This is a genomic window from Bacillus sp. F19 (genome assembly GCA_023823795.1).
Classification (GTDB): Bacteria; Bacillota; Bacilli; order Bacillales; family Bacillaceae; genus Bacillus_P.
On the sequence record CP085710.1, the window covers coordinates 1865001 to 1889397 of the forward strand.

The window sequence follows — 24397 nt, forward strand, 5'->3', positions numbered from 1 at the left end:
ACGAAATGGAAAACACTCTCGTCTAATCGTTTATATAAAAGGGGAGTGTGTTGATCATGAAAAAGTCTGGAACTATTATCGTTATCCTATTACTTACATTTTTTAGTGCAGCTTGCAGCAATTCAGAAAGCAAGTCAGATAAAAGTGCGGACAGCTCAGGCGGAGAATCAGCCAAAGAAATAGCAGACTCTGATATGACAATGAACTCAGAAGGTGAGCACGCTGACAAAGCAGAAATTTTTTCACCTGAAAACAAAGCTGTACCGTCTGCACCTGATAACCGCAAAGTTATTTACACAGCTGATCTGTATATTCGAGTGAAAAACTTTAATCAGGCTGTATCAGCTTTTCAAGATACGATTGCCTCACTAGGCGGGTATGTCATTGAATCAAATACATATTCAAGTGAGGATGAAATGCCAAAAGAGGGGTCATTAACAGTCAAAGTCCCTGAGGATAAATTCCAGAGCTTCTTAAAAACCGTTGAAAAAGGAAGCGTAAAAGTGAATCAGCAAACAGTCACAGGCCAGGATGTTACAGAGGAATACGTCGATCTTGAATCAAGGCTGAAAGCAAAAAAGGCCGTTGAAGAAAGACTTTTAAGCTTTATGAAAGATGCTCAAAAAACAGAGGATCTGCTGAAAATCTCCTCGGATTTAAGTGCAGTACAAGAGGAGATGGAACAGATAACAGGCAGAATCAATTACTTGAAAAACCAAACTTCTTTCGCAACGATCACGATGCAGATTTCTGAGGATAAGATTTCTGTGCCCGGACTTGAAAACGAAGAATTGAATACGTGGGAGAAAACGAAAAAACAGTTCATGGAAAGCCTGAACTCTCTGCTTGCGGCAGGTTCTGCCCTGATTGTCTTCACAGCAGGAAATATTCCTGTGCTGCTCGTCCTATTTTTAATCTGTTCTGCAGTGTGGCTTGGAATTAAGAAATACAGGAATAAAGGCAATTCAGCGCCTCCAACTGATATGGGAGAATAACCCCTGGCTTTCTTTTTTCCATGATTGGGAAAAAGAGATAAAGGCGGGATGTAGAGCTGATTGCTTACTTGTGAAGTAAGCGCCGCAATGAATCATTTAAGAAATGCGCTTCACTCAATGGAGCATGCGGAAAATTGCTCGGCAAATCGGTGAAATTTAAGGATGATGTGGAGTTTACCACAAGCCAGGTGAAAAGAAGATTCATTTCAGATCAGCATCACGGACCGGATATTATGATTTTGGCGTCAATCGTAAGCGCATGGAAGGAATAAGAGAACGATTTACTAAAGAAACGCGCAGATTAAGAAAAGCAGACATCCGATGAGGAATGTCTGCTTTTTTTAAGTAATAGGAAAGTTTGCGCACTTGGCGGCAAGCTCCATCGCCTAGCTCCTCGGTCAGACGGCTCCGCCAAAATAGTCAAACCCGGACTTTTCAGTCGGATCCTTAACTGCATTTCGGAGCTGAACAAGGCGTTTGCGCTATTCTATGTGTATATTAATGTCAGAACAAGCATCGTGACAATTACTGCACCGATAATTCCGAGTATTGATTTTAGAAAGGATACCTTAGCATCTATTTTTCCATATCGGGTTAAGATTTTTTTGCTGAAGTAGTGGACGATGAGATAAATGACGAGCAGGCCGATGAAAAAAGTGACATTGCTCGTCTGAAACCCTGTAAAAGCAAGGAACAATCCGGTAAATAGAATATAAAGAGAGTATTCTAGGAGTGTAAGTAATTTCATATGGGATAACCTCCGGGATGTAATACACATTATCCTACCATAAAAAAGTACCCTTCAAAACGTTTTGAATGTGAACATTAGATGGACTTTGCGGAAATGCCCGGAATATTTTTGCGGCAAATCTGCAATTATTATTTTTTTTCGCCAGTTCGTGTTATAATTTTGTAGATTATGTATAGATGGAGGACTAATTTTAATGATTACAGTAAGCAATGTGGGATTGCGTTATGGTGACCGCAAACTTTTTGAAGATGTTAACATAAAATTCACCCCTGGCAACTGCTATGGTTTAATTGGAGCAAATGGTGCAGGGAAATCTACTTTTATTAAGATTCTCTCAGGCGAGATTGAAGCACAGACAGGAAACGTGAGCTTAGGACCTGGCGAACGTCTGGCTGTTCTTAAACAAAATCACTTTGAATATGAAGACTATGAAGTGATGAAGGTTGTCATAATGGGCCATGCCCGTCTTTATGAAGTGATGCAGGAGAAGGATGCCATTTATATGAAAGCTGATTTCTCAGATGAAGACGGCATGCGTGCAGCCGAACTTGAAGGCGAATTTGCAGAACTTAACGGGTGGGAAGCTGAGAGTGAAGCTGCGATTCTATTAAAAGGACTTGGCATTACTGAAGAGCTTCATTCGAAAAAAATGGCTGACTTAACAGGCGGAGACAAAGTGAAAGTATTACTTGCTCAAGCATTGTTTGGCAAGCCTGACGTTCTTCTTCTTGATGAGCCTACGAACCACTTGGACATCAAAGCGATTCAATGGCTGGAAGAATTCCTGATCAACTTTGAAAATACTGTTATTGTTGTATCCCATGACCGTCACTTCCTTAATAAAGTATGTACGCATATTGCAGACCTTGATTATGGGAAAATTCAGGTTTATGTCGGAAACTATGATTTCTGGTATGAATCAAGTCAGCTTGCGAGCCGCATGGCTTCTGATGCAAACAAGAAAAAAGAAGAGAAAATCAAAGAGCTTCAAGCGTTTATCGCGCGATTCAGTGCAAATGCATCGAAATCAAAGCAGGCAACATCAAGAAAGAAATTGCTTGATAAAATTTCTCTTGATGATATCAGACCATCTTCACGCCGCTATCCTTGGGTCGGCTTTACACCTGAGCGTGAAATCGGCAATGATGTTCTGCGCGTTGACGGCATTTCAAAAACAATTGACGGAGTAAAAGTACTTGATAATGTAAGCTTTATTATGAATAAAGAAGATAAAATCTCTCTAGTCGGCCGTGATGAAATCGCGATTACAACTCTATTTAAAATTTTGATGGGTGAAATGGAAGCAGACAGCGGAACATTCAAATGGGGAGTGACAACTTCTCAAGCGTATTTTCCTAAAGACAACAGTGAATTTTTCGAAGGCGTAGAATCAAACCTTGTAGACTGGCTTCGCCAATACTCGCCGAACGACCAAAGCGAAAGCTTCCTTCGCGGTTTCCTTGGAAGAATGCTCTTCTCAGGCGAAGAAGTTCTCAAAAAAGCAAGCGTCTTATCGGGAGGAGAAAAAGTCCGCTGCATGCTGTCTAAAATGATGCTCAGCAGCTCAAATATTCTGCTTTTAGATGAGCCTACGAACCATTTAGACTTAGAATCAATTACTGCACTTAACAACGGATTAATCGCATTCAAGGGCGCAATGATTTTCACATCTCATGACCATCAGTTTGTTCAAACGATTGCAAATCGCATCATTGAATTAACACCAAAGGGCGTTATTGACAAACAAATGTCATATGATGAGTACCTTGAGAATGAAGATGTTCAAAAACAGATTCAAACAATGTATGCATAGAAAAGCGAAGCCGGCGGTTTAGCCCAGGCATGGCAGATTTGTTCTGACCGAGGGAATAAGAGGCGGAGCTATAAAGCATAAAAATAGTGACTTCACCTGTTTACTTCAGGGAGTTTGATAAGGATCCGGCAGTATAGGTGCTTAGCACCTTGGCTGCCGGATTTTTTTGATCTGGGAGTTTGGTGTTGAAGCAGGATGATTCAGGAAAGCGCATCATTCTAGTGATCACCGTTGGCCAATTTAGCGGAAATCTTATCTTTATTAGCTGAAATTCTATTCTTTATCGCCGATTAAGTAAAATAATTAGCCGTATTTTCCATTTTTATAGCGAAACGATTTTTTTATTTAGCTAGTTGCTATCTGCAGTCTTTCTTAAAAAGCCAAAATGATCTTTTTCTAGCTGAATTTAGACTGATCTAGCACAAATCAAAAACCGCCAATCGGCGGATTTTATTTTTCCTCTATCCAGCTGTCAAGATGTATAAGAAGAAATCCTGCTTTTTTGAGCAGGATTTTTTGTTTTTTCTCAATGGATTCTATAAACTTATGATGTAGGGAAGGGGATGGAAAAGTGAAAGTGTTAGTTGTTGGAGCAGGAGCGGTTGGCGGATATTTTGGTGCTCGTCTCACAGAAAAAGGGGAAGATGTCACATTTTTAGTCAGAGAAAAAAGGGCACATTTGCTGAATGAGCATGGATTGCAAGTTAAAAGCATACACGGAGACTATCACTTTCATGCTAAAACATTGCTTGCAGGAGAAAAAAGGGAAGCATTTGATCTCATTCTGTTATCTGTGAAAGCTTATCATCTGGAAAAGGTCATGGAAGAATTAATTCCATTTACGGGAAATCAAACACTCATTATGCCGCTGCTGAATGGAATCGCTCACTTAGACATGCTGCAGGAGAGGTTTTCAAAAGATCGTGTTATCGGCGGTTTATGTTTTATTGAATCGACAGTAGATCAGGAAGGTGCGATCGTGCAGACCAGTCCGATCCATGAACTTGTCTACGGCGCTCTATTTGCGCAGCAGACGGAAAAAGTTGAAAAACTTAAATCATTATTTGCTTGCGCAAATGCTGAAATTCGAAATAGTGACAGGATTCTTGCTGATATGTGGCATAAATATATGTTTATTTCAGGATTGTCTGGTGTAACCACTCTGTTCCGGTCACCAATCGGGCCTATTCGCGAAAATGCATTCGGCTTGAATGTTATTGAGAAACTCTTTTATGAAATCGGATCGATTATGCGTGCTGAAGGTGCGCCAATTTCTGACGGCATTGAAGATATTCAGCTTAAAAAAATACATAACATGACAGAGGGAATGAAGTCCTCCATGCAAAGGGATATGGAGAAGCTGACAGAAGTTGAAGCGGATCATTTGCAGGGGTACCTTTTGAAGCTTGCCATTAAACACAAAATAGATGCGCCGATTTTATCCATGGTGTATTCAAATTTAAAGATATATGAGAAAAATCGCTAAAAAGAACCGTTCTGCTGATGCAGGACGGTTTTTAAATGAGCTATTGCTGCAAGTCATTCAGCTGATTCTTCAGCCACGTATGATCTAAATGTTCTCCGATAAAAACAAGCGTCTTTTTCATGTTAACAGGCTCTTTTAAGTAGAGCGGCATGCCGTATGAATACTGAAACAGATACGTATCCTCGGAATGTGTAAAGGAAAGGTAACCTTTTATGCGGTAGATTGTATCAGGCATGTTTCTCAGAAAATCCTCAAAAGCTTCAAAATCAATTTGCTCTGTAAAAGTATGAATATATGTTTTTAAATGCAGATCAAGCTGCACATGTGTTTTCTGATGCTCTTTCTGCTGCGTGCGGGTCAATTGCTGAAAATCGCTTAATCTTATATTGGCGTACTGAGTCAGCAGCACCTTGGAATCGGGGGCATTGTTCTGAATGTCAAAGACAAGAGATGCCTGTTCTGATTCTGAGAGATTGTCCACTTTATTTAAGAGGAGAATGTCTGCATGATGAATTTGTTCCTGCAGCAGTTTTTGAAGCTGAATACTTAAGGCATGGCGATCCTGATATCGGGCGCCATCAACAAGCGTTACAATGGATCCTATCGCTAATTTTTCAGCAAAAACCGGCGATAAACAAGCATCCAGCACTTCAATTGGATGTGCTGCCCCTGTTGTTTCAATGTAGATGGCATCAAAATCGTATTGTGAGAGCATACCCTGGAGCTGTGCTTCCAGCTGGCCTTGCATTGTACAGCATACACATCCATTCAGAAGCTCTTTTAAGGGAATATCATCTGAGACGGCGTCCGAATCGATGGAAACTTTCCCGAGTTCATTCATAATAACGGCAATTTTGCGGTTCTTGTCTTGTTCTTGTTTTAAAATGTTTTTTAAAAGCGTTGTTTTACCCGCTCCTAAAAATCCGGATAATATGTATACTTCAACAGATTTCATCGTTATACGCTCCCGTTCAGGTTGATATGTCTCATCGTACATGAATGCTGCTTTTTCCGTCAATCTTATTCATGAAATAAGATAATTCAATGAACATGTAAGTCTTTCTATTGTTTATTCCTTTAGTTCACTATAGAATGAAAACTGTTGAAATTTTTCCTGGCAATCTAGCAGGAATTGGCAGTATGTGTTAATGAGACGCTGTTTATCAAAGACTGATATAGAAACATGGTCTTCGTAAAGAGCTAGTGAATAGGCCTGGGGGTAAAGATTTGTTGAAAAAAATTGCATGGGTAACAGATAGTGTTTCTTGTATTTCAGAAGAAGCTGCTGAAAAATATGGAATATATGTTGTGCCGCTTTCCATCATATTTAATGGGAAATGTTATAAAGACGGCATTGAACTTACAAATGAAGAATTTTATAAAAAGTTAAAAGCATCGAAGGTTTCACCAACAACAAGTCAGCCTGCTGTCGGTGATTTCGTCAAATTATATGAGAAACTGAAACAGGAATACGAAATGGGGATCGCCATTCATGTTACTTCAAAAGTAAGCGGCACCCTGAATGCATCCATGCTTGCCGCAGAAATTGCAGGCTTTAACATGGTGCATATTGATTCTAAAATCGGTGCAAAAGCCCTGGAATTCATGATGCTAGAGGGCATTCGCATGGACCTTGAAGGGTATTCGGGCGAAGAAATAGCCAAACATCTGCAGGAGCTTCCGGAGTGTGTAAGAGGACTTAACTTGATTGGCAGTCTCGAACAGCTTCACAAAGGAGGACGTGTATCCGGCGTGGGTATGGTGATTGGCAATCTGCTGCAAATTCGTCCGATTATTAAGTTTCAGCAAGGTGAATTAGTTCAGCTTGAAAAAGTAAGAACGACGAAAAAAGCTGAAAACCGCATTTTAGAAATTTTTAAAGAATCTTATATAACAAAGGGTGTTTATGGAGCAGCTGTTATTCACAGCAATCTCTTCGAAAAAGCGAGAGAGTGGAAGGAAAGACTTTTACAAATCGACCCTGCATTAGAAATAGAAGTTGGAGATTTAAGTCCTGTAATTTCAGCACATGTTGGTGAAGGAACGATCGGTCTGATGTGGTTTGAAAAGAAAACATCTGACAAATAAGCAGAAACCGCCAGGAAATCATCTCCAGGCGGTTTTTAAATCTTTTATGCGGTCGCTTAGATTGCCCAAGTGCCTTTTCTGAATAGAGGCTCGCTCGTGCCGTCTTCCAGAATGCCGTCAATGTCCATCTCTGCTGAACCGATCATAAAATCAACGTGAGTGATGCTTGAGTTGACGCCGTTTTTCTCCAATTCTTCGCGGGACATTTTCTTTCCGCCTTCAATACAGAAAGCATAAGCATTGCCGATTGCTAAATGATTGGATGCATTTTCATCGAAAAGTGTATTATAAAATAAAACATTAGACATAGAAATAGGAGAATCATGAGGAACAAGAGCCACTTCTCCGAGGTAATACGAGCCCTCATCTGTTGCTGTGAGTTCTTTTAAAATTTCTTCGCCTTCTTCTGCCTTGACGTCTGTAATCCGGCCGTTTTCAAATGTAAGAGAGAAATTGTCAATCAAATTACCACCGTAGCTAAGAGGCTTTGTGCTTGCTACAATGCCATTTACGCCTTCTTTATCGGGAACTGTGAACACTTCTTCTGTTGGCATATTAGCCATAAATTCGCTGCCTTGTTCATTGACACTTCCTGCGCCAATCCATAAATGCTTCTCAGGAAGTTCGATTGTTAAATCTGTTCCCTGTGCACGGTAATGGAGCTTTTTATATTTTTTGCCGTTTAGATATTCTACCTTGCTGTTCAGTGATCGATCATGTTCCTTCCATGCTGAAACAGGATCTTCAAGATCTGTGCGGGTTGCTTTGAAGATTGCATCCCACAGCTGCTCAACTGCTTTTTCGCCAGCTTCAGGGAACACTTTTGCAGCCCATTTCTCAGATGGAACTGCAATCACAGACCAGCTTACTTTGTCTGCCTGAACATAATTTCTGTATGTAGATAATGCAGTGCCTGTAGCTTTTGAACTGGCAGCAATTTTCTTCGAGTCAATGCCCTTTAATAAATCAGGGGACGATGAAACGATCGACATAAAAGCAGCGCCATTTTCGGCAAGCGTTTCTAGACCTTTTGCACGCCACTCAGGAAATTCTTCGAAAGCTTCCAGCGGTGCAAGCTCAAATCTTGTACGGGTTACTTCGTCATCATTCCAGTCTACCTGCACGTGTTTTGCGCCTGTTTCATAGGCTTTTTTTACAACTAAACGGACAAATTCTGCTGCATCAATGGAAGCGTTGATGACAAGCGTTTGCCCCTTTTGAATATTCACTCCGACTTTGACAGCAAGCTCTGCATATTTTTCGAGATTTTTTTGAAATGAAATCATTAGTTTATCTCCTTTAACCAGAATTAGTTCTATTTTATCAGAACTGCTAACATTAGGAAATAAAAAGACTGAGTATTCTATATACTAATAGATATCAGATCGGAATACTTTATCAAATGGGCGGGAAAAGGTAGAATAGAAGGGAAGGAAGGTGGAATCGTGCTTGATCAGCAATTCATCAAAACGGACAGACAACTGATATTATTGGAGAAGGCTACTGAGCTTGCACAGCAGTTCTCAGTGCGTGCCGATTATTACGATCAGCAGGCTCTTTTCCCTTTTGAAAATTTCAATGATTTAAAAAGAGCGGGCTTTTTGAAATTATCAATCCCTCAGAAATATGGCGGAGACGATCTGACTCTTTATGAATTCGTGTTAATACAGGAAATGCTTGCACAGGGTGACGGAGCAACAGCTTTATCACTTGGATGGCATCTTGGAATTCTTATGAATATTAGAGAAACTGAAAAGTGGGAAGAAAAAACGTACGCACGGATTTCCCGAGAAATCATACAGTTCGACAAATTACTGAACAGTGCAGCGTCTGAACCGAATGGAGGAAGTCCTGCGAGAGGCGGAAAACCTGAAACGACAGCAAAACGCAATGGAGAGAAGTGGATCATAAACGGCAAGAAAATATTCACATCCCTTGCTCCTGCGCTTGATTATTTCCTGATTACCGCAACAATTGAGGATACAGGCGAAGTGGGGGAATTTATTATTCCAAGAGAATCTCCCGGGCTGTCCATTGAAGAAACGTGGAATACGCTTGGAATGAGAGGAACAAGAAGCGATGATTTAATTCTTGAGAATGTGGAAACTGATGCAGAAGCGATGACAGGTTTGAAAACGAAGCCTTCTAAAGGACCGGCACAGCAAGGCTTTCTGCTCCATATACCGGCATGTTATTTGGGAATTGCCATTGCAGCAAGGAATTTTGCTGTCCAGTTTGCAAAAAAACATCAGCCAAACAGCTTAAATCATCCAATTAAAGATCTGCCTGAAGTGAGAAGAAAGATAGCAAAAATGGATCTTTCGCTTCTGACGGCGAGACATCTTTTATACGGTACAGCAGAAAAATGGGACGCTTCACCCAATGAGCGAAATAAGCTCTCAGCGGAGCTTGCAGCTGCCAAGACAGTTGCTACAAATACAGCAGTCGAAGTGGTCGATCTAGCCATGCGTGTAGTTGGGGGGCAAAGCATGTTTAATTCCCTTCCCCTCCAAAGATATTACAGAGATGTGAGAGCGGGACTCCATAATCCCCCGGCAGATGAAATTACGTATTCGATCCTTGCAGACCAGGCTTTTCAAGGAGAGGAACAAGGAAAATGAACCTTTCAAGTGAGTTTAAACAGACAATTATCGGAGTTCATGGAGATAAAGGAGAAGCATGGCTTCGTGAACTCCCTTTCCATATTGCCCGCTGTGAGCAGACTTACGGTTTTAAAATAGGTGATCCTTATAAATTGACGTATCATTATGTGGCACAGGCTAGTATGGAAAATGGAGAAAAGGCTGTTGTTAAAATCGGGCTTCAAAACCACAAAGATTTAATCGCAGAGTGCATCGCTTTAAAGATAATGGGCAGCGGCGATGGCATGGTAAAGCTGATTGATGACCATTTAAATCACGGTCTATTAATCTTGGAAAAATTAAATCCAGGCACCATGCTGAGAGAGGTGAGCAGCGATGATACGGCTGTTTCAATTGCTTCATCTGTTATGAAGAAAATTTGGCAGCCTTATGCAGGTGACCATTCTTTCCCTCACTTGTCAGATTGGATGGCCGGCTTGAGGCGGTTCGAGCAAAATATCATTGCTGAAAAATGGATTCATAAAGCGGAGGTTCTTTTTGATGATTTAATAAACTCTATTACTAAACCCATTCTTCTGCATGGAGATCTTCATCAGGACAATATCTTGAAAAAGGGCCAGGACTGGCTTGCCATAGACCCTAAGGGTGTTATAGGGGAAGCAGAATATGAAGTAACAAGCTTTTCCAAAAATTATCTATTTGATAAAAAAAATCCTAAGGATGTTCTCAGAAAGAGACTTGACCTGTTCGAAAAAGAATTAGGCCTTGACCGAAGCCGGATGATTGGCTGGGGCTTTTGTCAGGCTGTACTGAGTGCATGCTGGTGTCTGGAGGATGGGGCAGCATGTTTTGAAGAGAATCTTCACCTTGCCAAGCTGTACGATGCCATGATGTAACTGCTTTCATATGGTGTTGACATATTTAGTTTTTTTATCATATACTAATATCATTCTAATATCGGAAAGGAAAAGGTACGGGAGACATGTGGAACTAATCTTATTTTCTAAACGTTTTTTGAATAAGCAAAAAAACGAGACCTAGAGAATAGGATGAGTACGCTCATTTTTCATACCATTTCCAGATGAAGGCCAGAAACATGCATCTTTTTGCATTTTTTTCTGTACCCTTCTGTCTATTTCATATGGTTGAAATCCTCTCTAGGCGAACTTGGGAGGTTTTTTTATGGGTAAAAATGAAAGATTATTAAAACAGCGAAGTGCAAATACGATTCTTAATGTGAAGGATGTAAAAAAACAATATGGAGATCAAGTCATACTCGAAAACATACAGTTTGAATTGAAACAAGGAGATTGTGCCGGATTAGTGGGATACAACGGGGCAGGCAAGACGACCTTAGCCAATCTTATTTTTGGGAAGCTTCTGCCTGATGAAGGCAGCATCTCCAGAAAAAAAGACCTGAAAATCGGATATCTGATGCAATCAGTTGATTACACCGTACATGATTTTAAGGGCGTTTTAGAAGATCGCAGCGGCGACAGGATCTTTGAAACGACAAAAAAATTAGGACTTGAAAAAGTGCAGAATTGGAAGGATGACCGGCTTCATCATTTAAGCGGCGGTGAGAAGCTGAAGCTCGCACTCGCTCATGTATGGGCCACAAACCCCGATCTGCTGATTCTGGATGAACCGACAAATCATTTGGACTACCACGGAATAGAATGGCTTGTGGATCAGCTGAGGACGTTTAGTGGAGCTGTGCTGATTATCTCACATGACCGGTACTTTCTCGACAGAACCGTATCTCATATTTTTGAACTGGAAAATAAGAAGATAAAGGAGTTCAAAGGGAATTACACGGCATACAGGGACGAGAAGAAAAGACTTTTAGAAGAACAAAAGCATCAGTATGAAGTGCAGCAGCGGTATAAAGCAAAAATTGAAGGGCAAATGGAAAATTTAAAGAATTGGTCTGATAAAGCTCACCGTGAATCAACCAAGCAAGGAAGTCCTTCTGAACGGAAACAAATGGGCTTTAAAGAATACCACAGAGTAAAGGCGAAAAAATTGGACATTCAGGTCCGTTCTAAGATGAAGCGGTTAACGGCTGAGCTTGAAAAGAATAAAATAGAAAAGCCGCAAGAAGAAGCGAAAGTCTTGTTTCAGTTCGATTCAAGCGGCAAGAGGGGCAAACGTGTACTTGAAGCAAAGGATCTTGAAAAAACGTTTGGGCAGCTGCCCTTGATTAAGAAAAGCCATTTTTATATTAAACATGGCGAGAGAATTGGCATGATCGGAAAAAATGGAGCCGGTAAATCGACGCTCATCAGGATGATTCAGGGCATGGAAGACGTGACCGGAGGCGAGTTATGGAAAAGCGAAACGATGAAGATCGCCTATTTAAGTCAGGATGTGAATGATTTAAAAGAAGATGCAACGGTTCTTGAGGCTCTTGATCTTCATGAGAGGGAACAGATTCTAAGAGCGCGGACCATTTTCGCAAATATGGGGCTACCTGAAGATAAACTTCAGCAGACAATCGGTTCACTGAGCCTAGGTGAACGCACAAGGGTAAAGCTCGTCTCTATGATCCTCAAAGAATATGACGTTCTCATACTCGATGAGCCGACAAACCATCTGGACCTCCCGAGCCGCGAACAGCTAGAGGAGACCCTTGATGAGTTTGAAGGGACCATCATCATTGTCTCTCACGATCAGTATTTTATAAATAAATTATGTGATAAACTGCTCGTATTTGAAGATGGGACCGTAAGAAGAGTGGAAATGAAGCTTGATGACTATTTTTCAAAGAGCAGAAGTGAATCGAATGAAACAGATATTGAGAAAGAGCTGCTTAAAATAGATCATCAGCTGACAGCTGTTTTAAGCAAGCTGAGTGTAATCAGCAGAGATGATCCTTCTTTTGAATTGCTTGATATAGAGTACAGCAGACTTCTTAAAGCTAAGAAAAAGTTAACAGGCTGATCATAAAAGGCTGAGTCACGATGACTCAGCCTTTTATAATAATTAGATTTTAGAAGCTGCTATAATTTGAACCTCTAGAGTGCCGCTTTTTTGATCGGTTATGGATTTAATAATGACAGGATAGTCTTTATTATTCATGAATTTAAAATCGTAGCCTCCCCAGGAAACAGTTGCATCCTGATTAATCGGGACATAGCCGACTGTTTTGGAATGGTGATGAAGTTCGATTATTTCAAGACCTGCCTTGGCAACAGCGTTGTACAAAGTGCTTGATGTCTGGCAGATGCCTCCGCCGATTCCTTCGACAAATTCTTTATTTACAATCTCAAGCGCTTTTTGATATCCGCGTGCTGGTGTTCTCTCACCGACGATTAAATTAAAATAAAATCTGTCTCCCGGTCCAAGTACGATTTCATTAATCGCATTCGAAGAAATGGCGATGTTGGTGCTTCTGCCTGCTACAGAAGGATTGAAAGTTGTTTTGTAGCTTCCGATCACGGTTTGTTTAGCGCCATTTAAGGCTTCCTGCGTAATATTTGGAGCTGTTTCCGTGATAGGGAGCGGGATTTCCTGATTAAAAGCCGATAGATTCAGCAATTGATTTAATAGAGCCTCCTCATCCAGGACAACTCGGCTTTGACCCGGGAAAAGCTTGCCGTCTTTAACTTTTGAAGGGGTCATCGGCTGATCAAATTTATCTGCCATCTGCCGGACCAGCGCCTTCATATCCTTTTCATGCTGCTCTTTATCTTTATCTGCAGCTGGTATAAATGTGGTACCTGTGCTGCCGTCTCTGCTGTCAATCAGAGCAAACTCCCGGTTCACTTCCATCGCCTTTGAAGAAACAGCTTTTGCGCTCACAGCATTATTCGCCATGATAAGTTTTTCTCTTTCCGCCAAACCGCATCCGCTTAGAACAAAAGTAATTGATACGAACAATAATAAGCGTTTTATGTCGTTCTCCCCCAGTGAAAATGTAGATGTTTTTATGTGAATCATACAATAGGTAAGACGCATATGAAAAGAGAAAAGTTTCAAAAATTTGGAGAAAAAAAGAATTATTTCAAGTAATTGATTTTTTTAGAAAAAGAAAGTAGAATAAAAACAAGAACAAACGTTCTTGTTTTAAGCAAGAAAAGAACCGCAGTAAAATGCGGCTCTTTCATTCATACCTTATTTTGAAACTTTTTGAAGCTTGTGAATGACCTGAAGAGATCTTCCAGTTCCGATCGCAACTGATTCAAGCGGGCTCGGAGCAAGGTGTACAGGGACTACAATTTCTTCACTGAGCCATTCCTGCATGCCTTTCATTAATGCACCGCCGCCTGTCAGAATAACTCCGCGGTCTACAATATCACCGCTAAGCTCAGGAGGACAGTCTTCAAGGGTAGCACGAATCGCTTCCAGTATATGAAGCAATGATTCTCTCATTGAATTCTGCATTTCTGTTGATGAGAGAGTAATCGTCTTTGGAAGGCCTGTAACCAAGTCACGTCCTCTGACTTCCATTAACAGCTCGTCATGCTTGACAAGAGCATAGCCGATTTCCATCTTAATGTTTTCAGCAGTGCGCTCGCCGATTAACAGGTTATAGTTTTTACGGACATATCCAATAATATCCTCATCAAGCTGATCTCCGCCGATTCTGATGGAGTGGCATGATACAACTCCGCCAAAAGAGATAATGGCAACCTCTGTTGTACCGCCGCCGATATCAACAATCACATTTGCGATCGGTTCATCTACAGGAAGATCTGCGCCAATAGCAGCTGCAACCGGCTCCTCAATTAAATGAACGATTTTAGCACCTGAATTTTTTACCGCATCGTGAATCGCACGTCGTTCAACACTTGTTGCACCTGAAGGAGTACATACAACAACAGTAGGCTTTCTAATAGAAAAACCTAATTTTTTTGAAGCTTTTTTCATAATTTGCTTAAGCATTTCAGTTGTTACATCATAATCAGCAATTACGCCATCTTTTAGCGGTCGGACCGCCACAATTTTACCAGGCGTTTTGCCAATCATGCTTTTTGCTTCCGTCCCTACAGCCAAAACATTTTTTGTTACTGTATCAATCGCCACAACGGACGGTTCATTTAATGCGATACCTTTATCCTTGCTGTATACAAGAATATTTGCTGTACCTAAGTCAATACCAATTTCAGAAGTAGAAAACATATATCTTCACCCAATCCTCATATATTTCGAGTCTTTAATATTCATTCTGCGAACAGTGTCGATTTATGGGGGTAGCAGGCTGTTTTTTCAGGATGTATTTTTTGGGAACTTCAGGGAATAAGAAAAAGAGTATTAAAAAAGGAAGTGCATCTAAAGTGGAAGAAAAATTCTGTAGACATTCATTTGTAGTAAAAACTAGTATAGTGCTCCCCTCTGATACGAACAATTATGGAACATTGTTCGGAGGGAAGCTTATGGCTTATATCGATGACGTAGCAGCCATTTCTGCAATCAGACATGCCCGGGCGCATGTTGTCACCGCTTCGACTGATTCTGTTGATTTTCTTCATCCAATATATGAAGGAAACTCTGTTTGTCTTGAAGCGTTTGTGACATATACGGGAAGAACATCAATGGAGGTTTTTGTAAAGGTTATTGCAGAAGACCTCCTGAACGGAAATCGAAATGTTTGTGCTCTTTCCTTTCTTACAATGGTCGCCCTTGATGAACAAAATAAACCTGCTCCCGTACCAAAAGTTATTCCTGAGTCAGAAACAGAAAAGATGCTAAACGACTCTGCACTTAAGCGTGCAGCAATCCGGAAAAAACGAAAAGAAGACACCGAATCAATGGCAGCCGCATTCGGAACCGATTATCCCTGGCTGTAAGAGTAAAGAAAGTGATGCACAGCCTAAAGGAGCAGGATGTCCTGTTCCTTCAGGCTGAAAGCAGAATGGGGGAACCTGAAACCCTGTTCTTTTTCATTCAAAATGAATTACTATAGAAATCATATTCAATGCATGTATAGAGGAGCAGGAATCTTTCATATATAAACAGTGGAAAGAAATCAGGATCTTCTGATAAAAAGAAGTATATCTTTCTACTAACTGATCTATAAACCTATTAATGACGATTATCAGGTAACACCCTGAAACAAAAAGGAGAATCGAAATTGAAGCAGTTATGTGTTATACCATGCGGAAATAAAAAAATTTGGGATAAGGAGCCTCATCTTGGACAAGTTGAAGCCCAAAATGCCTATACGGGAACCTTTCATTTGCTCTGCCGGCAGTATGCCGAAATGTTCTTCGATGATTGGGTCATTCTTTCTGCTAAACATGGCTTCTTATTCCCTCAGGATCTTGTTCCGGGCAATTACAATGTCTCGTTCAGCATGAAAACAGAAGTAGTGATAAGGCTTGAAGAGCTGAACAAGCAGGCTGATGAAAAGAACCTGCATCAATTTAATAAGTTTGTTGTGCTTGGAGGAAAGAAATTCAGACCCATTATAGAAACGGCAGTTGAAGGGGAATACATTTATCCTCTGCAGGGCTGTAAAGGAATCGGATACATGCAGCAAATGCTAAAAAAGGCGGTTCTAACAAATCATAGTCTCCATGATTGATAGTGAGATATAATATAGTTGAATATACTGATAAATCAGAAAATGTTATACTTTAAAAAATAGAGACAAAAAGGTGCTGCGATGAACAAATATACGGGCAGAATTATGATTACATTAATAGCAGTATGTATTCTGATTTTATGGAATATCTTAGACTATTATTTGGGGAGTCAGTCCGTCCCATTGGTGCTCCGCAGTTTATTCTGCATATTAATCTTGGCTGTTGTCTGGAAATTAGGCACTTATTTTGACCGGTCCAAGCTGTTGATTCATCAGCTGAGCGAAAGTCAGCGCCGCTATAAAAATCTGCTTGTTGAGACGAAGATGGTCCTTGAAAATATTCAGGAAGTCGTGTTTCAAACAGATGGTGAAGGGAATTTTATTTACTTAAATCCTGCATGGACGGACGTAACAGGGTATGAACGAACTGAAAGTCTTTATTCAAGTTTTTATCATTACATTACTTTTGAGGATAAAAAGCGGGTGAAAAGCAAGCTTGTTGAATTTACGGCTGCGAAACGAGTCGAGGGAAGACTGGAAACATCCTATCGCAAGAAAAGCGGCGGAGAATTTTATGCTTATGTTCATTTCAAAATGTATTATGACAATGAAGGCTATTTGATCGGAACAGTCGGGACAATTCAGGATATTACTGACAGAAAACTGGAAGAGCAGGAATGGAGAGAAATGAACGAGCACCTTGCCCTGAAATCCCAAAAACTGTCCATTGCCGGGCAGCTTGCAGCCGGCATTGCACATGAGGTTAGAAATCCGCTTACATCCATCAGCGGTTTTCTTCAGCTGATCAAAAAAGAATTTCCTGACAAAGATACATATTTTGATATTATCTTTGGAGAAATAAAGAGAATTGAGCTGGTTCTTAGTGAAATGCTTGTCTTGGCCAAACCGCAGGCGATTCATTTCAGGGAAAAGAATATGATTTCAATTTTGGACCAAGTGGCTGTGCTGATTGAATCCAATGCCATTTTACATAATATCCAGCTTTTAAAAAGTTTGCCTTCAACAGAAATTATGGTTGAATGTGATGAAAATCAATTAAAACAGGTATTTATCAATCTTATTAAAAACGCGATTGAAGCACTGCCAGATGGAGGAAATATCCACATGAGCTGCAGATTAAAAGGCGAATACGTGATCATAGCAATTGAAGATGATGGTATGGGAATACCAAAAGAAAAAATCTCAAAACTTGGCGAACCCTTCTTCTCTACAAAAGAAAAAGGGACTGGTCTTGGTCTGACCGTTTGCTTAAGGATCATAAAAGATCACTATGGTCATATCAATGTAAACAGCAGCTTGAATAAGGGGACTACCTTTGAGGTTGTACTGCCGGTTGTGAAACGCCAAACGATATTAGAACCAGTTTAAGAGGAGAATGGTAAGATGAACTGTCATTTATTTGTTTATGGAACACTGCGCTATTTGGAGAAAAATCATCATTTTTTAAAGAATGGTACGTGTATTGCCGAACAGGCGTGGACAAATGGATCGCTGTTTGATTCGAATGACGGCTATCCTGCGATGACTGTGGAACAGGAAACAGTTTACGGAGAACTCTATGAAATTGGTGAGGAACTGCTTCCTGAAGTTCATGAACTAGAAGGGTACAATGGACCTGAAGCAGATGACAACCTGTTTGAATTTGTGCCAATTCGTGTCTATACAGATACAAAGGAATATGATGCCTTTTGTTATGTAATAAAGCGGGAACAGGCTGAAACAATGAAAAAAATAAAGAGCGGCGACTGGAAAGAATATCAGTTTATCTTGAATCCGCCAGCTGAAACGTTTTATTTTGCTTATGGCTCGTGCATGGATACTGAACGATTTCAAAAGGCAGCTGTTGACCATCATTTTGCCGATGTAGTCGGCGGAGGAAAAGCAGAAAAGTATTCTGTTAAATTCACAGTTACAATGCAAGATGGGGGCCGCGCTGACCTAGTTGAAGATGGCGGAGGGGCTGAGGGCATTTTATACCGTGTACCTGAGGAAGCAGTGGACTATCTTTACATGCGTGAAGGAGTTGACTCTAAACTGTATCGTCCAGCCTTCATCAGAGTGGAAATGGGAGGAGTGTTCTATGAGCAGTGCCTTACCTTTACAGTGATTCAGAAAAAAGAGGAGTTCCGCCCGCCTGGCCATTACTCAACAGAAATATTAAGAGGTGCAAAAGGCAGACTTGGAGAGGAGTATGTTGAAAAAATCCGGGCATATATGGCGGCTCTTCCTGAATATAAACCATGATAGGCAAAGGAGATATCTTCTTTGCTGACCATGATTTCAAAACATGTTCAGCACATCACAATCTTGGTATGTTTTGCTTTTGGAAATCTGTGATATAAGATCATTAGAACATTAAAAGGAGATGTGGCCCTTTGGCTGAACTTGATAGCGTCATACTTAGCCGAATGCTTACGACATTGACACTTGCCTTCCACATTATTTTTGCAACAATTGGAGTCGGAGTTCCTGTTTTAATATCTATTGCAGAATGGATGGGAATCAGGAAAAACGATCCGCACTATATTCTGCTAGCAAGACGCTGGACGAGGGGCTTTGTTGTTACAGTGGCAGTAGGCGTCGTTACTGGAACATGTATTGGATTGCAGTTATCTTTATTATGGCCGAGTTTCATGGAAATTGCCGGTCAGGTTATTGCCTTGCCGCTTTTTATGGAAACATTCGCTTTTTTCTTTGAGGCCATCTTTTTGGGAATCTATCTTTACACATGGGACAGGTTTAAAAAACCAATTTACCACTGGCTTATCTCCATTCCGATTATTATAGGCTCGTCGATGTCTGCCGTGTTTATCACCACAGTCAATGCTTTCATGAATACTCCTCAGGGCTTTACGCTGAATGGCAGAACGATTACAGGCATCGATCCGATTGCTGCAATGTTTAATCCTGCAACACCTTCAAAAGTCTTTCATGTGCTGATGTCTTCGTATATGACTTCAGCCTTTGTGCTCGCTGCTATAACTGCTTTTATGATCCTTAAAGGAAGAAGAACAGACTATCACCGTAAAGCCTTGCAGGTGTCAATGGTCTCGGCTCTTGTCTTTTCGCTTGGTACGGCCCTCGCTGGTGATCTCTCTGCAAAATTTTTGGCGGAGCATCAGCCTGAAAAACTTGCAGCAGGGGAGTGGCATTTTGAAACAGAAGCCGGAGCTGATTTAATTTTATACGGAACACTGAATGAAAAAGGTGAAATCATCAATGAAATCAGGGTTCCAAAAATGCTCAGTTTCTTATCATTCAGTGATTTTAATGCAGAAGTAACAGGATTATATGAAATAGAAGAAGACTTAAGACCCCCTCTCTGGATTCACTATATGTTTGACGTAATGGTGACTATTGGGATGTTCGGTCTGGGATTGTCTATGCTGTTTGTTCTATTTGGAAAAATAAAAAGGCTGAATGGTTTCCAATCGCTGCTTTTATGGCCGATTGTAGCTGCAGGACCTCTTTCCATGATTGCAATCGAAGCAGGCTGGATTTTTGCCGAGGTAGGACGTCAGCCATGGATTCTCAGAGGTTATATGAAGGTTGCTGAAGGAGCAACGACATCTGATCATGTAGGGTTAATGTTTGTGCTGTTTTTTGGCCTGTACACCTTGCTTGGAACACTGTGCATCATTGTGTTAAAACGCATGTTTAAAGAAAATCCGGCAGAAGCGGAGCTTGAGTACCGGTTTAAATAGGAGGGAGAAGTCTAAATGGATATTCCAATCGTTGGCATGACGGTTCTGTGGGTTTTTCTTTACGGATATTTAATTGTTGCTTCAATAGACTTCGGAGCTGGTTTCTTTGCTTTTTACGCCCAGCTGACAAAGCGGGATGATATCGTAAATAACTTAATCAGCCGCTATTTGTCGCCGGTGTGGGAAGTGACAAATGTCTTCTTCGTCTTCTTTTTTGTGGGGATCGTCGGTTTTTTTCCGCAAACAGCGTATTATTATGGCACAGCACTGCTGGTTCCAGGCAGTATAGCGCTGGTTTTAATCGCGATTCGCGGTTCCTTTTACGCATTTGGGAACTACGGGGCTAAGGACAGTCTTTTTTATACGTTTTTATATGGAGCTACAGGACTTTTAATTCCTGCATCCCTGTCTACGGCTCTTTCAATATCAGAAGGGGGCTTTTTGGAAGAACGAAATGGCACTGTCGTATTTCTTGCTAATAAGTTATTTACAAGTTTATATTCGTGGAGTGTGGTATTCCTTGCCATTGTATCCGTTTTGTTTATCAGTGCTTCTTTTTTAACCTACTATGCAGATCGTGCGTCAGACAGCAAAGCTTTATCGCTGCTTAGAAAGTTTGCGCTTTTTTGGGCGACGCCTACAATCCTTGCAAGCTTTCTTGTCTTTCTTTCCCTGCAGCAGCATAATCCCAGGCATTTTAATCAAGCGCTAGATCTTTGGTGGATGTTCGGATCCTCACTCTTGTTTTTTATGATATCCGTTTGGTTAATCTATAAAAGAAAGAATCTTGGAACGGCCTTTATTATGGTGATGCTGCAATTTTTCTTTGCCTTCTTTGGCTACGGGGCATCACATTTGCCTTACATTCTTGATCCGTTTGTTACGATTTATTCGGGATATACCAATGAAACGATGGGGATTACACTTGTCATCGTTTTTATAGCCGGGCTGCTGCTTTTGATTCCCTCACTGATTTTGCTTTTGCGCCTGTTTTTATTTGATGCAGAATATGTAAAGGGCAAAAAGTAAAGCTTCAATTTGTTTTAATAAGGAATAAAGTTATGTTAAAATTTGTTTATAGTATGATGGCTGGAGGAACGTACATATGAAAAAGGATTTTGCAGTTATTGGACTTGGGCGTTTTGGAGGCAGTATTTGCCGTGAGCTGAGCGAAGAGGGCATGGAAGTAATGGCCATCGATATGGATGAAGATAGAGTGAATGAGTATGCCAATATTGCTTCCCATGCTGTTGTCGGAGATTCAACTGACGAAGCTGTTTTAAAAAGCCTGGGCATCCGCAACTTCGATCACGTCATCGTGGCAATTGGCGATAATATTCAGTCAAGTATTTTAACAACACTGATGCTGAAAGAGCTAGGCGTTAAATTTATTACTGTAAAAGCGCAAAACGATTATCATGAGAAAATTTTAAGGAAAATTGGAGCTGATCAAATCGTTCATCCAGAGAGAGATATGGGCCGAAGAATTGCTCATAATCTGATCTCCAATAACGTTCTTGATTACCTTGAACTTTCCGACGAACACAGTATTGTAGAGATTGCCGTAAATAATAAACTGTCAGGAAATACATTAATCGACCTTGATATTCGCGCTAAATACGGAATTAACATAGTTGCCATAAAAAGAGGCAAAGAAATATTTGTTACTCCACAGGCTGATGAAGTGATTCAAAAAGACGATATTTTAATTGTTATTGGTGCAGATACAGATATCGACAGATTTGAAAAAAGGGTTTTAGAAGCTTAATCGGGAAAAGACACTTGAAGGTGTCTTTTTTGTTTTTTGCAATAGAACGTTTGTTCTTTGTAGATTGTGGTATAATGGAAGATGTATACATTCGTGAACATATGGGTGGTCGGCTAGCCCCTGTCTCTTTTCTTTGTGAAGCAAGGAAAGGGGGTGATGCCCGGGTGACAGTATATGAGAGCTTAACATTTGCTATTTCATTTGCTACGCTTATCATTTCAGTTCTGTCGTTTGACCAGAAAAAATAGACCTCCCAGCTTTGTCGATTGCGGGTGAGGTCTATTTTTTAATTGATTGATAAAAATGGCCGACCCCGAGCGTGGGACCGAATGTATGCATGGCCGTAAGTGTTGCTGCACTTGCGGTCATTTTTATGTTATTCAACTTTATGTGTATCATACCACAGAATAAATAATTATAAAACGAAAACAAAAACCGTTGACTGCCGGTCAATTTACCATTACTATATGTTACTAAATACTTATATTCATGAACTCGTATAATATTGGAGATATGGTCCAAAAGTTTCTACCGAACTGCCGTAAAAAGTTTGACTACGGGGAATGAATAAAAAAGGCATTATTCCATTGCCTTTATTTATCTCACTCCTCCATAACAGCGAGGGGTTTTTTTATGAAAAAAAATGAATTCATTCAATCAATAGAAGCAAGTACAAAAAGAAAAAAAGCCGATATCGTTTTTAAAAATGCTCAGATTGTCGATGTGTTTAATTCGGAGATTATAAGCGGCGACGTAGCCGTCACAAATGGAAGAATTGTAGGTATAGGCGATTATGAAGGCAAGGAGGAAATTGATGTAAGCGGGAAGTATCTTTGTCCCGGATTAATTGATGGTCATGTTCATATTGAATCGTCAATGGTACCGCCGCATGAATTTGCCAAAGTGGTGCTTCCTCATGGTGTAACAACGGTCATTGCAGATCCTCACGAAATTGCGAATGTTTCCGGGGTAAAAGGGATTCAATATATGCTGGACAGTTCAGAAGGCATTTTGCTTGATGTATTTGTCATGCTGCCGTCCAGTGTGCCTGCAACAAGCTTTGAACATGCAGGAGCAAGGCTGGAAGCTTGTGATTTAGAACCCCTTTTTGACCATGAACGAGTCATTGGGCTTGCAGAAGTCATGGATTATGTTGCTGTTCAAACAGCTTCTGACAGCATGCTGAATAAACTTGAAATGACTTCACGGCACTCGCGCCTGATTGATGGACATATGGCTGGCCTTTCTGCAGATATGATCAATGTCTATCGCTCTGCGGGGATAATGACAGATCATGAGGTGACGAATGCGGCAGAGGCGAAGGAGAGAGTGCAGCGGGGCATGTATGTGTTAATCAGACAGGGCTCCGTGGCAAAAGATCTTCCGAATGTAATAGGAGCTGTCAATGAACGTAATTCCGGACGGTTTTTATTCTGCACGGATGATAAGCATTTGGATGATCTAGCAGCAGAAGGCAGCATCGATCATAATATTAGACTTGCTGTGCAGCATGGGGTTGATCCTATTACAGCTATACAAATGGCTACATTAAATGCGGCAGAATGCTATGAACTTAAGAATAAAGGGGCTGTGGCGCCTGGGTATGAAGCCGACCTGCTGATTCTAAACAGTCTCAGCGATTTTCAGATTGAGCAAGTTTATAAAGCTGGGAAATTAGCAGCACATGAGGGTGTGATAAAAACGGATGATCTGAGAACAGTGAAAACACCTTCTGCATTATTAAATACAGTTCATCTGCATGATTTGCAGCTTTCAGATCTTGAACTCTCTATAACGAAAGATCAGCCGGTACCGATTATTGAAATCATTCCAAATCAGCTTGTTACAAGAAAAATATTCGAGCAAACAAGTGTCAGCGATGGTATTTTCCATCCTTCCACTGAGCTTGATCATTTAAAGCTAATCATGGCTGAGCGTCATAAGAATACGGGATTAGTCGGAAAAGGAATTGTGAAAGGCTTTCAGCTGAAAAGAGGGGCACTCGCAACTTCGATTTCGCACGATTCACATAACCTCATTGCTGCCGGTACGAATGATTCAGACTTGCAGCTTGCTGTCAAAGCACTGAAAACCAATGCAGGAGGATTAGCCGTTGTACAGGATGGAAACATTCTAGCACAGCTTCCGCTCTCAATCTCGGGTTTAATATCTGATCAGCCGTATGAAGAAGTGCTTCACGGCCTAAAATCGATACATGAAGCATTAGAAATGATAGGACTGCCTGGCACCTTTAATCCATTCTTAACGTTATCTTTTCTTGGGCTTCCTGTCATTCCGGAATTAAAAATAACGTGTCAGGGAATCTTTGATGCCAATTCTTTTACACATTTAGAGTATTAACCACGAACAACCGGTCTCGAAGTGAGGCCGGCTGTTTAAATTTATGTATGATCGCCAGGGAGCTTCGTGCGAATAAATATTATTGCTCTAATGGAAATTGCTTCATTTGCTTGCCGTCTAATTGAAGGAGAGTCACTACTTTTTTTGTGGCAGGGCTGATCAGATCTGCTTTAACTCCTTTATCCTTTAGACGCTGTACGAATTTTTCAAGAGAGGACGGCTTTTTCATAGTTAGGCACTACCTTTCTTTCGTCTTAAAATTTGACTGAACGGTCAGT

The 24397-nt window shown here is 40.7% G+C and carries 22 protein-coding genes and 1 riboswitch; of the genes, 16 read left to right on the forward strand and 6 right to left on the reverse strand.

Annotation, left to right across the window (positions count from 1 at the left end):
- The first annotated feature begins 56 nt into the window (after positions 1 to 56).
- Complete coding sequence (locus LIT25_09460; GenBank protein USK35492.1) at positions 57 to 995, forward strand: DUF4349 domain-containing protein; 939 nt, start codon at positions 57 to 59, stop codon at positions 993 to 995.
- A 199-nt stretch (positions 996 to 1194) separates the two neighbouring features.
- Positions 1195 to 1320: a DUF1499 domain-containing protein gene (locus tag LIT25_09465; protein USK36220.1), complete on the forward strand. Its 126-nt coding sequence runs from the start codon at positions 1195 to 1197 to the stop codon at positions 1318 to 1320.
- A 162-nt stretch (positions 1321 to 1482) separates the two neighbouring features.
- Here LIT25_09465 and LIT25_09470 read toward each other — a convergent pair whose 3' ends face one another.
- Positions 1483 to 1743 (reverse strand): hypothetical protein, encoded by a 261-nt coding sequence (locus LIT25_09470; GenBank protein ID USK35493.1) that lies wholly within the window; start codon positions 1741 to 1743, stop codon positions 1483 to 1485.
- Positions 1744 to 1939: 196 nt separating this feature from the next.
- Here LIT25_09470 and LIT25_09475 point away from each other — a divergent pair, with 196 nt between their 5' ends.
- Both LIT25_09475 and LIT25_09480 read left to right on the forward strand, forming a co-directional pair.
- Positions 1940 to 3559, forward strand: a complete 1620-nt coding sequence (locus LIT25_09475) for an ATP-binding cassette domain-containing protein (protein USK35494.1) — start codon at positions 1940 to 1942, stop codon at positions 3557 to 3559.
- A 571-nt stretch (positions 3560 to 4130) separates the two neighbouring features.
- Positions 4131 to 5045, forward strand: a complete 915-nt coding sequence (locus tag LIT25_09480) for a ketopantoate reductase family protein (GenBank protein USK35495.1) — start codon at positions 4131 to 4133, stop codon at positions 5043 to 5045.
- A gap of 40 nt (positions 5046 to 5085) precedes the next feature.
- Here LIT25_09480 and LIT25_09485 read toward each other — a convergent pair whose 3' ends face one another.
- Complete coding sequence (locus tag LIT25_09485; protein ID USK35496.1) at positions 5086 to 6000, reverse strand: GTP-binding protein; 915 nt, start codon at positions 5998 to 6000, stop codon at positions 5086 to 5088.
- Positions 6001 to 6272: 272 nt separating this feature from the next.
- Here LIT25_09485 and LIT25_09490 point away from each other — a divergent pair, with 272 nt between their 5' ends.
- Positions 6273 to 7133 carry a DegV family protein gene (locus LIT25_09490; GenBank protein USK35497.1) on the forward strand — a complete coding sequence of 287 codons (861 nt, stop codon included), beginning with the start codon at positions 6273 to 6275 and terminating at the stop codon, positions 7131 to 7133.
- A 56-nt stretch (positions 7134 to 7189) separates the two neighbouring features.
- Here the strand turns inward: LIT25_09490 and LIT25_09495 are convergent, their stop codons facing one another.
- Positions 7190 to 8419: an aminopeptidase gene (locus tag LIT25_09495; GenBank protein ID USK35498.1), complete on the reverse strand. Its 1230-nt coding sequence runs from the start codon at positions 8417 to 8419 to the stop codon at positions 7190 to 7192.
- A 159-nt stretch (positions 8420 to 8578) separates the two neighbouring features.
- Here LIT25_09495 and LIT25_09500 point away from each other — a divergent pair, with 159 nt between their 5' ends.
- The 3 genes from LIT25_09500 to abc-f all read left to right on the forward strand — a co-directional run bounded on the left by LIT25_09500 (position 8579) and on the right by abc-f (position 12679).
- Positions 8579 to 9754 carry an acyl-CoA/acyl-ACP dehydrogenase gene (locus LIT25_09500; protein ID USK35499.1) on the forward strand — a complete coding sequence of 392 codons (1176 nt, stop codon included), beginning with the start codon at positions 8579 to 8581 and terminating at the stop codon, positions 9752 to 9754.
- Positions 9751 to 10632: an aminoglycoside phosphotransferase family protein gene (locus LIT25_09505; GenBank protein ID USK35500.1), complete on the forward strand. Its 882-nt coding sequence runs from the start codon at positions 9751 to 9753 to the stop codon at positions 10630 to 10632. Before LIT25_09500 ends, LIT25_09505 begins: the two co-directional genes overlap by 4 nt.
- Before the next feature lie 286 nt (positions 10633 to 10918).
- The gene (abc-f, locus tag LIT25_09510; GenBank protein USK35501.1) at positions 10919 to 12679 is read left to right on the forward strand and encodes an ABC-F type ribosomal protection protein; all 1761 of its coding nucleotides are present in this window, start codon (positions 10919 to 10921) and stop codon (positions 12677 to 12679) included.
- Between the two features lie 42 nt (positions 12680 to 12721).
- Here the strand turns inward: abc-f and LIT25_09515 are convergent, their stop codons facing one another.
- Together LIT25_09515 and mreBH are read right to left on the reverse strand one after the other, a co-directional pair.
- The gene (locus LIT25_09515) at positions 12722 to 13555 is read right to left on the reverse strand and encodes a VanW family protein (GenBank protein USK35502.1); all 834 of its coding nucleotides are present in this window, start codon (positions 13553 to 13555) and stop codon (positions 12722 to 12724) included.
- A gap of 297 nt (positions 13556 to 13852) precedes the next feature.
- Positions 13853 to 14860 (reverse strand): rod-share determining protein MreBH, encoded by a 1008-nt coding sequence (gene mreBH, locus LIT25_09520; protein USK35503.1) that lies wholly within the window; start codon positions 14858 to 14860, stop codon positions 13853 to 13855.
- 155 nt (positions 14861 to 15015) lie between these two features.
- On the opposite strand from mreBH, the gene LIT25_09525 reads away from it, so the two are divergent.
- From LIT25_09525 to ade, 8 genes are all read left to right on the forward strand, one after another.
- The gene (locus LIT25_09525; protein ID USK36221.1) at positions 15016 to 15528 is read left to right on the forward strand and encodes an acyl-CoA thioesterase; all 513 of its coding nucleotides are present in this window, start codon (positions 15016 to 15018) and stop codon (positions 15526 to 15528) included.
- Positions 15529 to 15812: 284 nt separating this feature from the next.
- The gene (locus LIT25_09530) at positions 15813 to 16265 is read left to right on the forward strand and encodes a hypothetical protein (protein ID USK35504.1); all 453 of its coding nucleotides are present in this window, start codon (positions 15813 to 15815) and stop codon (positions 16263 to 16265) included.
- Between the two features lie 81 nt (positions 16266 to 16346).
- Entirely contained in the window at positions 16347 to 17654 is a 1308-nt protein-coding gene (locus tag LIT25_09535; protein USK35505.1) for a PAS domain S-box protein, read from the forward strand.
- A gap of 15 nt (positions 17655 to 17669) precedes the next feature.
- Entirely contained in the window at positions 17670 to 18530 is an 861-nt protein-coding gene (locus tag LIT25_09540; protein ID USK35506.1) for a gamma-glutamylcyclotransferase, read from the forward strand.
- 131 nt (positions 18531 to 18661) lie between these two features.
- Complete coding sequence (locus tag LIT25_09545) at positions 18662 to 19990, forward strand: cytochrome ubiquinol oxidase subunit I (protein USK35507.1); 1329 nt, start codon at positions 18662 to 18664, stop codon at positions 19988 to 19990.
- A gap of 15 nt (positions 19991 to 20005) precedes the next feature.
- Positions 20006 to 21019, forward strand: a complete 1014-nt coding sequence (locus tag LIT25_09550; protein USK35508.1) for a cytochrome d ubiquinol oxidase subunit II — start codon at positions 20006 to 20008, stop codon at positions 21017 to 21019.
- A 76-nt stretch (positions 21020 to 21095) separates the two neighbouring features.
- Positions 21096 to 21758: a TrkA family potassium uptake protein gene (locus tag LIT25_09555; GenBank protein USK35509.1), complete on the forward strand. Its 663-nt coding sequence runs from the start codon at positions 21096 to 21098 to the stop codon at positions 21756 to 21758.
- Between the two features lie 475 nt (positions 21759 to 22233).
- Positions 22234 to 22335, forward strand: a riboswitch (purine riboswitch).
- 56 nt (positions 22336 to 22391) lie between these two features.
- Complete coding sequence (gene ade, locus LIT25_09560; protein USK35510.1) at positions 22392 to 24119, forward strand: adenine deaminase; 1728 nt, start codon at positions 22392 to 22394, stop codon at positions 24117 to 24119.
- Positions 24120 to 24198: 79 nt separating this feature from the next.
- Here ade and LIT25_09565 read toward each other — a convergent pair whose 3' ends face one another.
- A complete protein-coding gene (locus LIT25_09565) occupies positions 24199 to 24348 on the reverse strand; it encodes a hypothetical protein (protein USK35511.1) in 150 nt (49 codons plus the stop codon).
- Between the last annotated feature and the right edge of the window lie 49 nt (positions 24349 to 24397).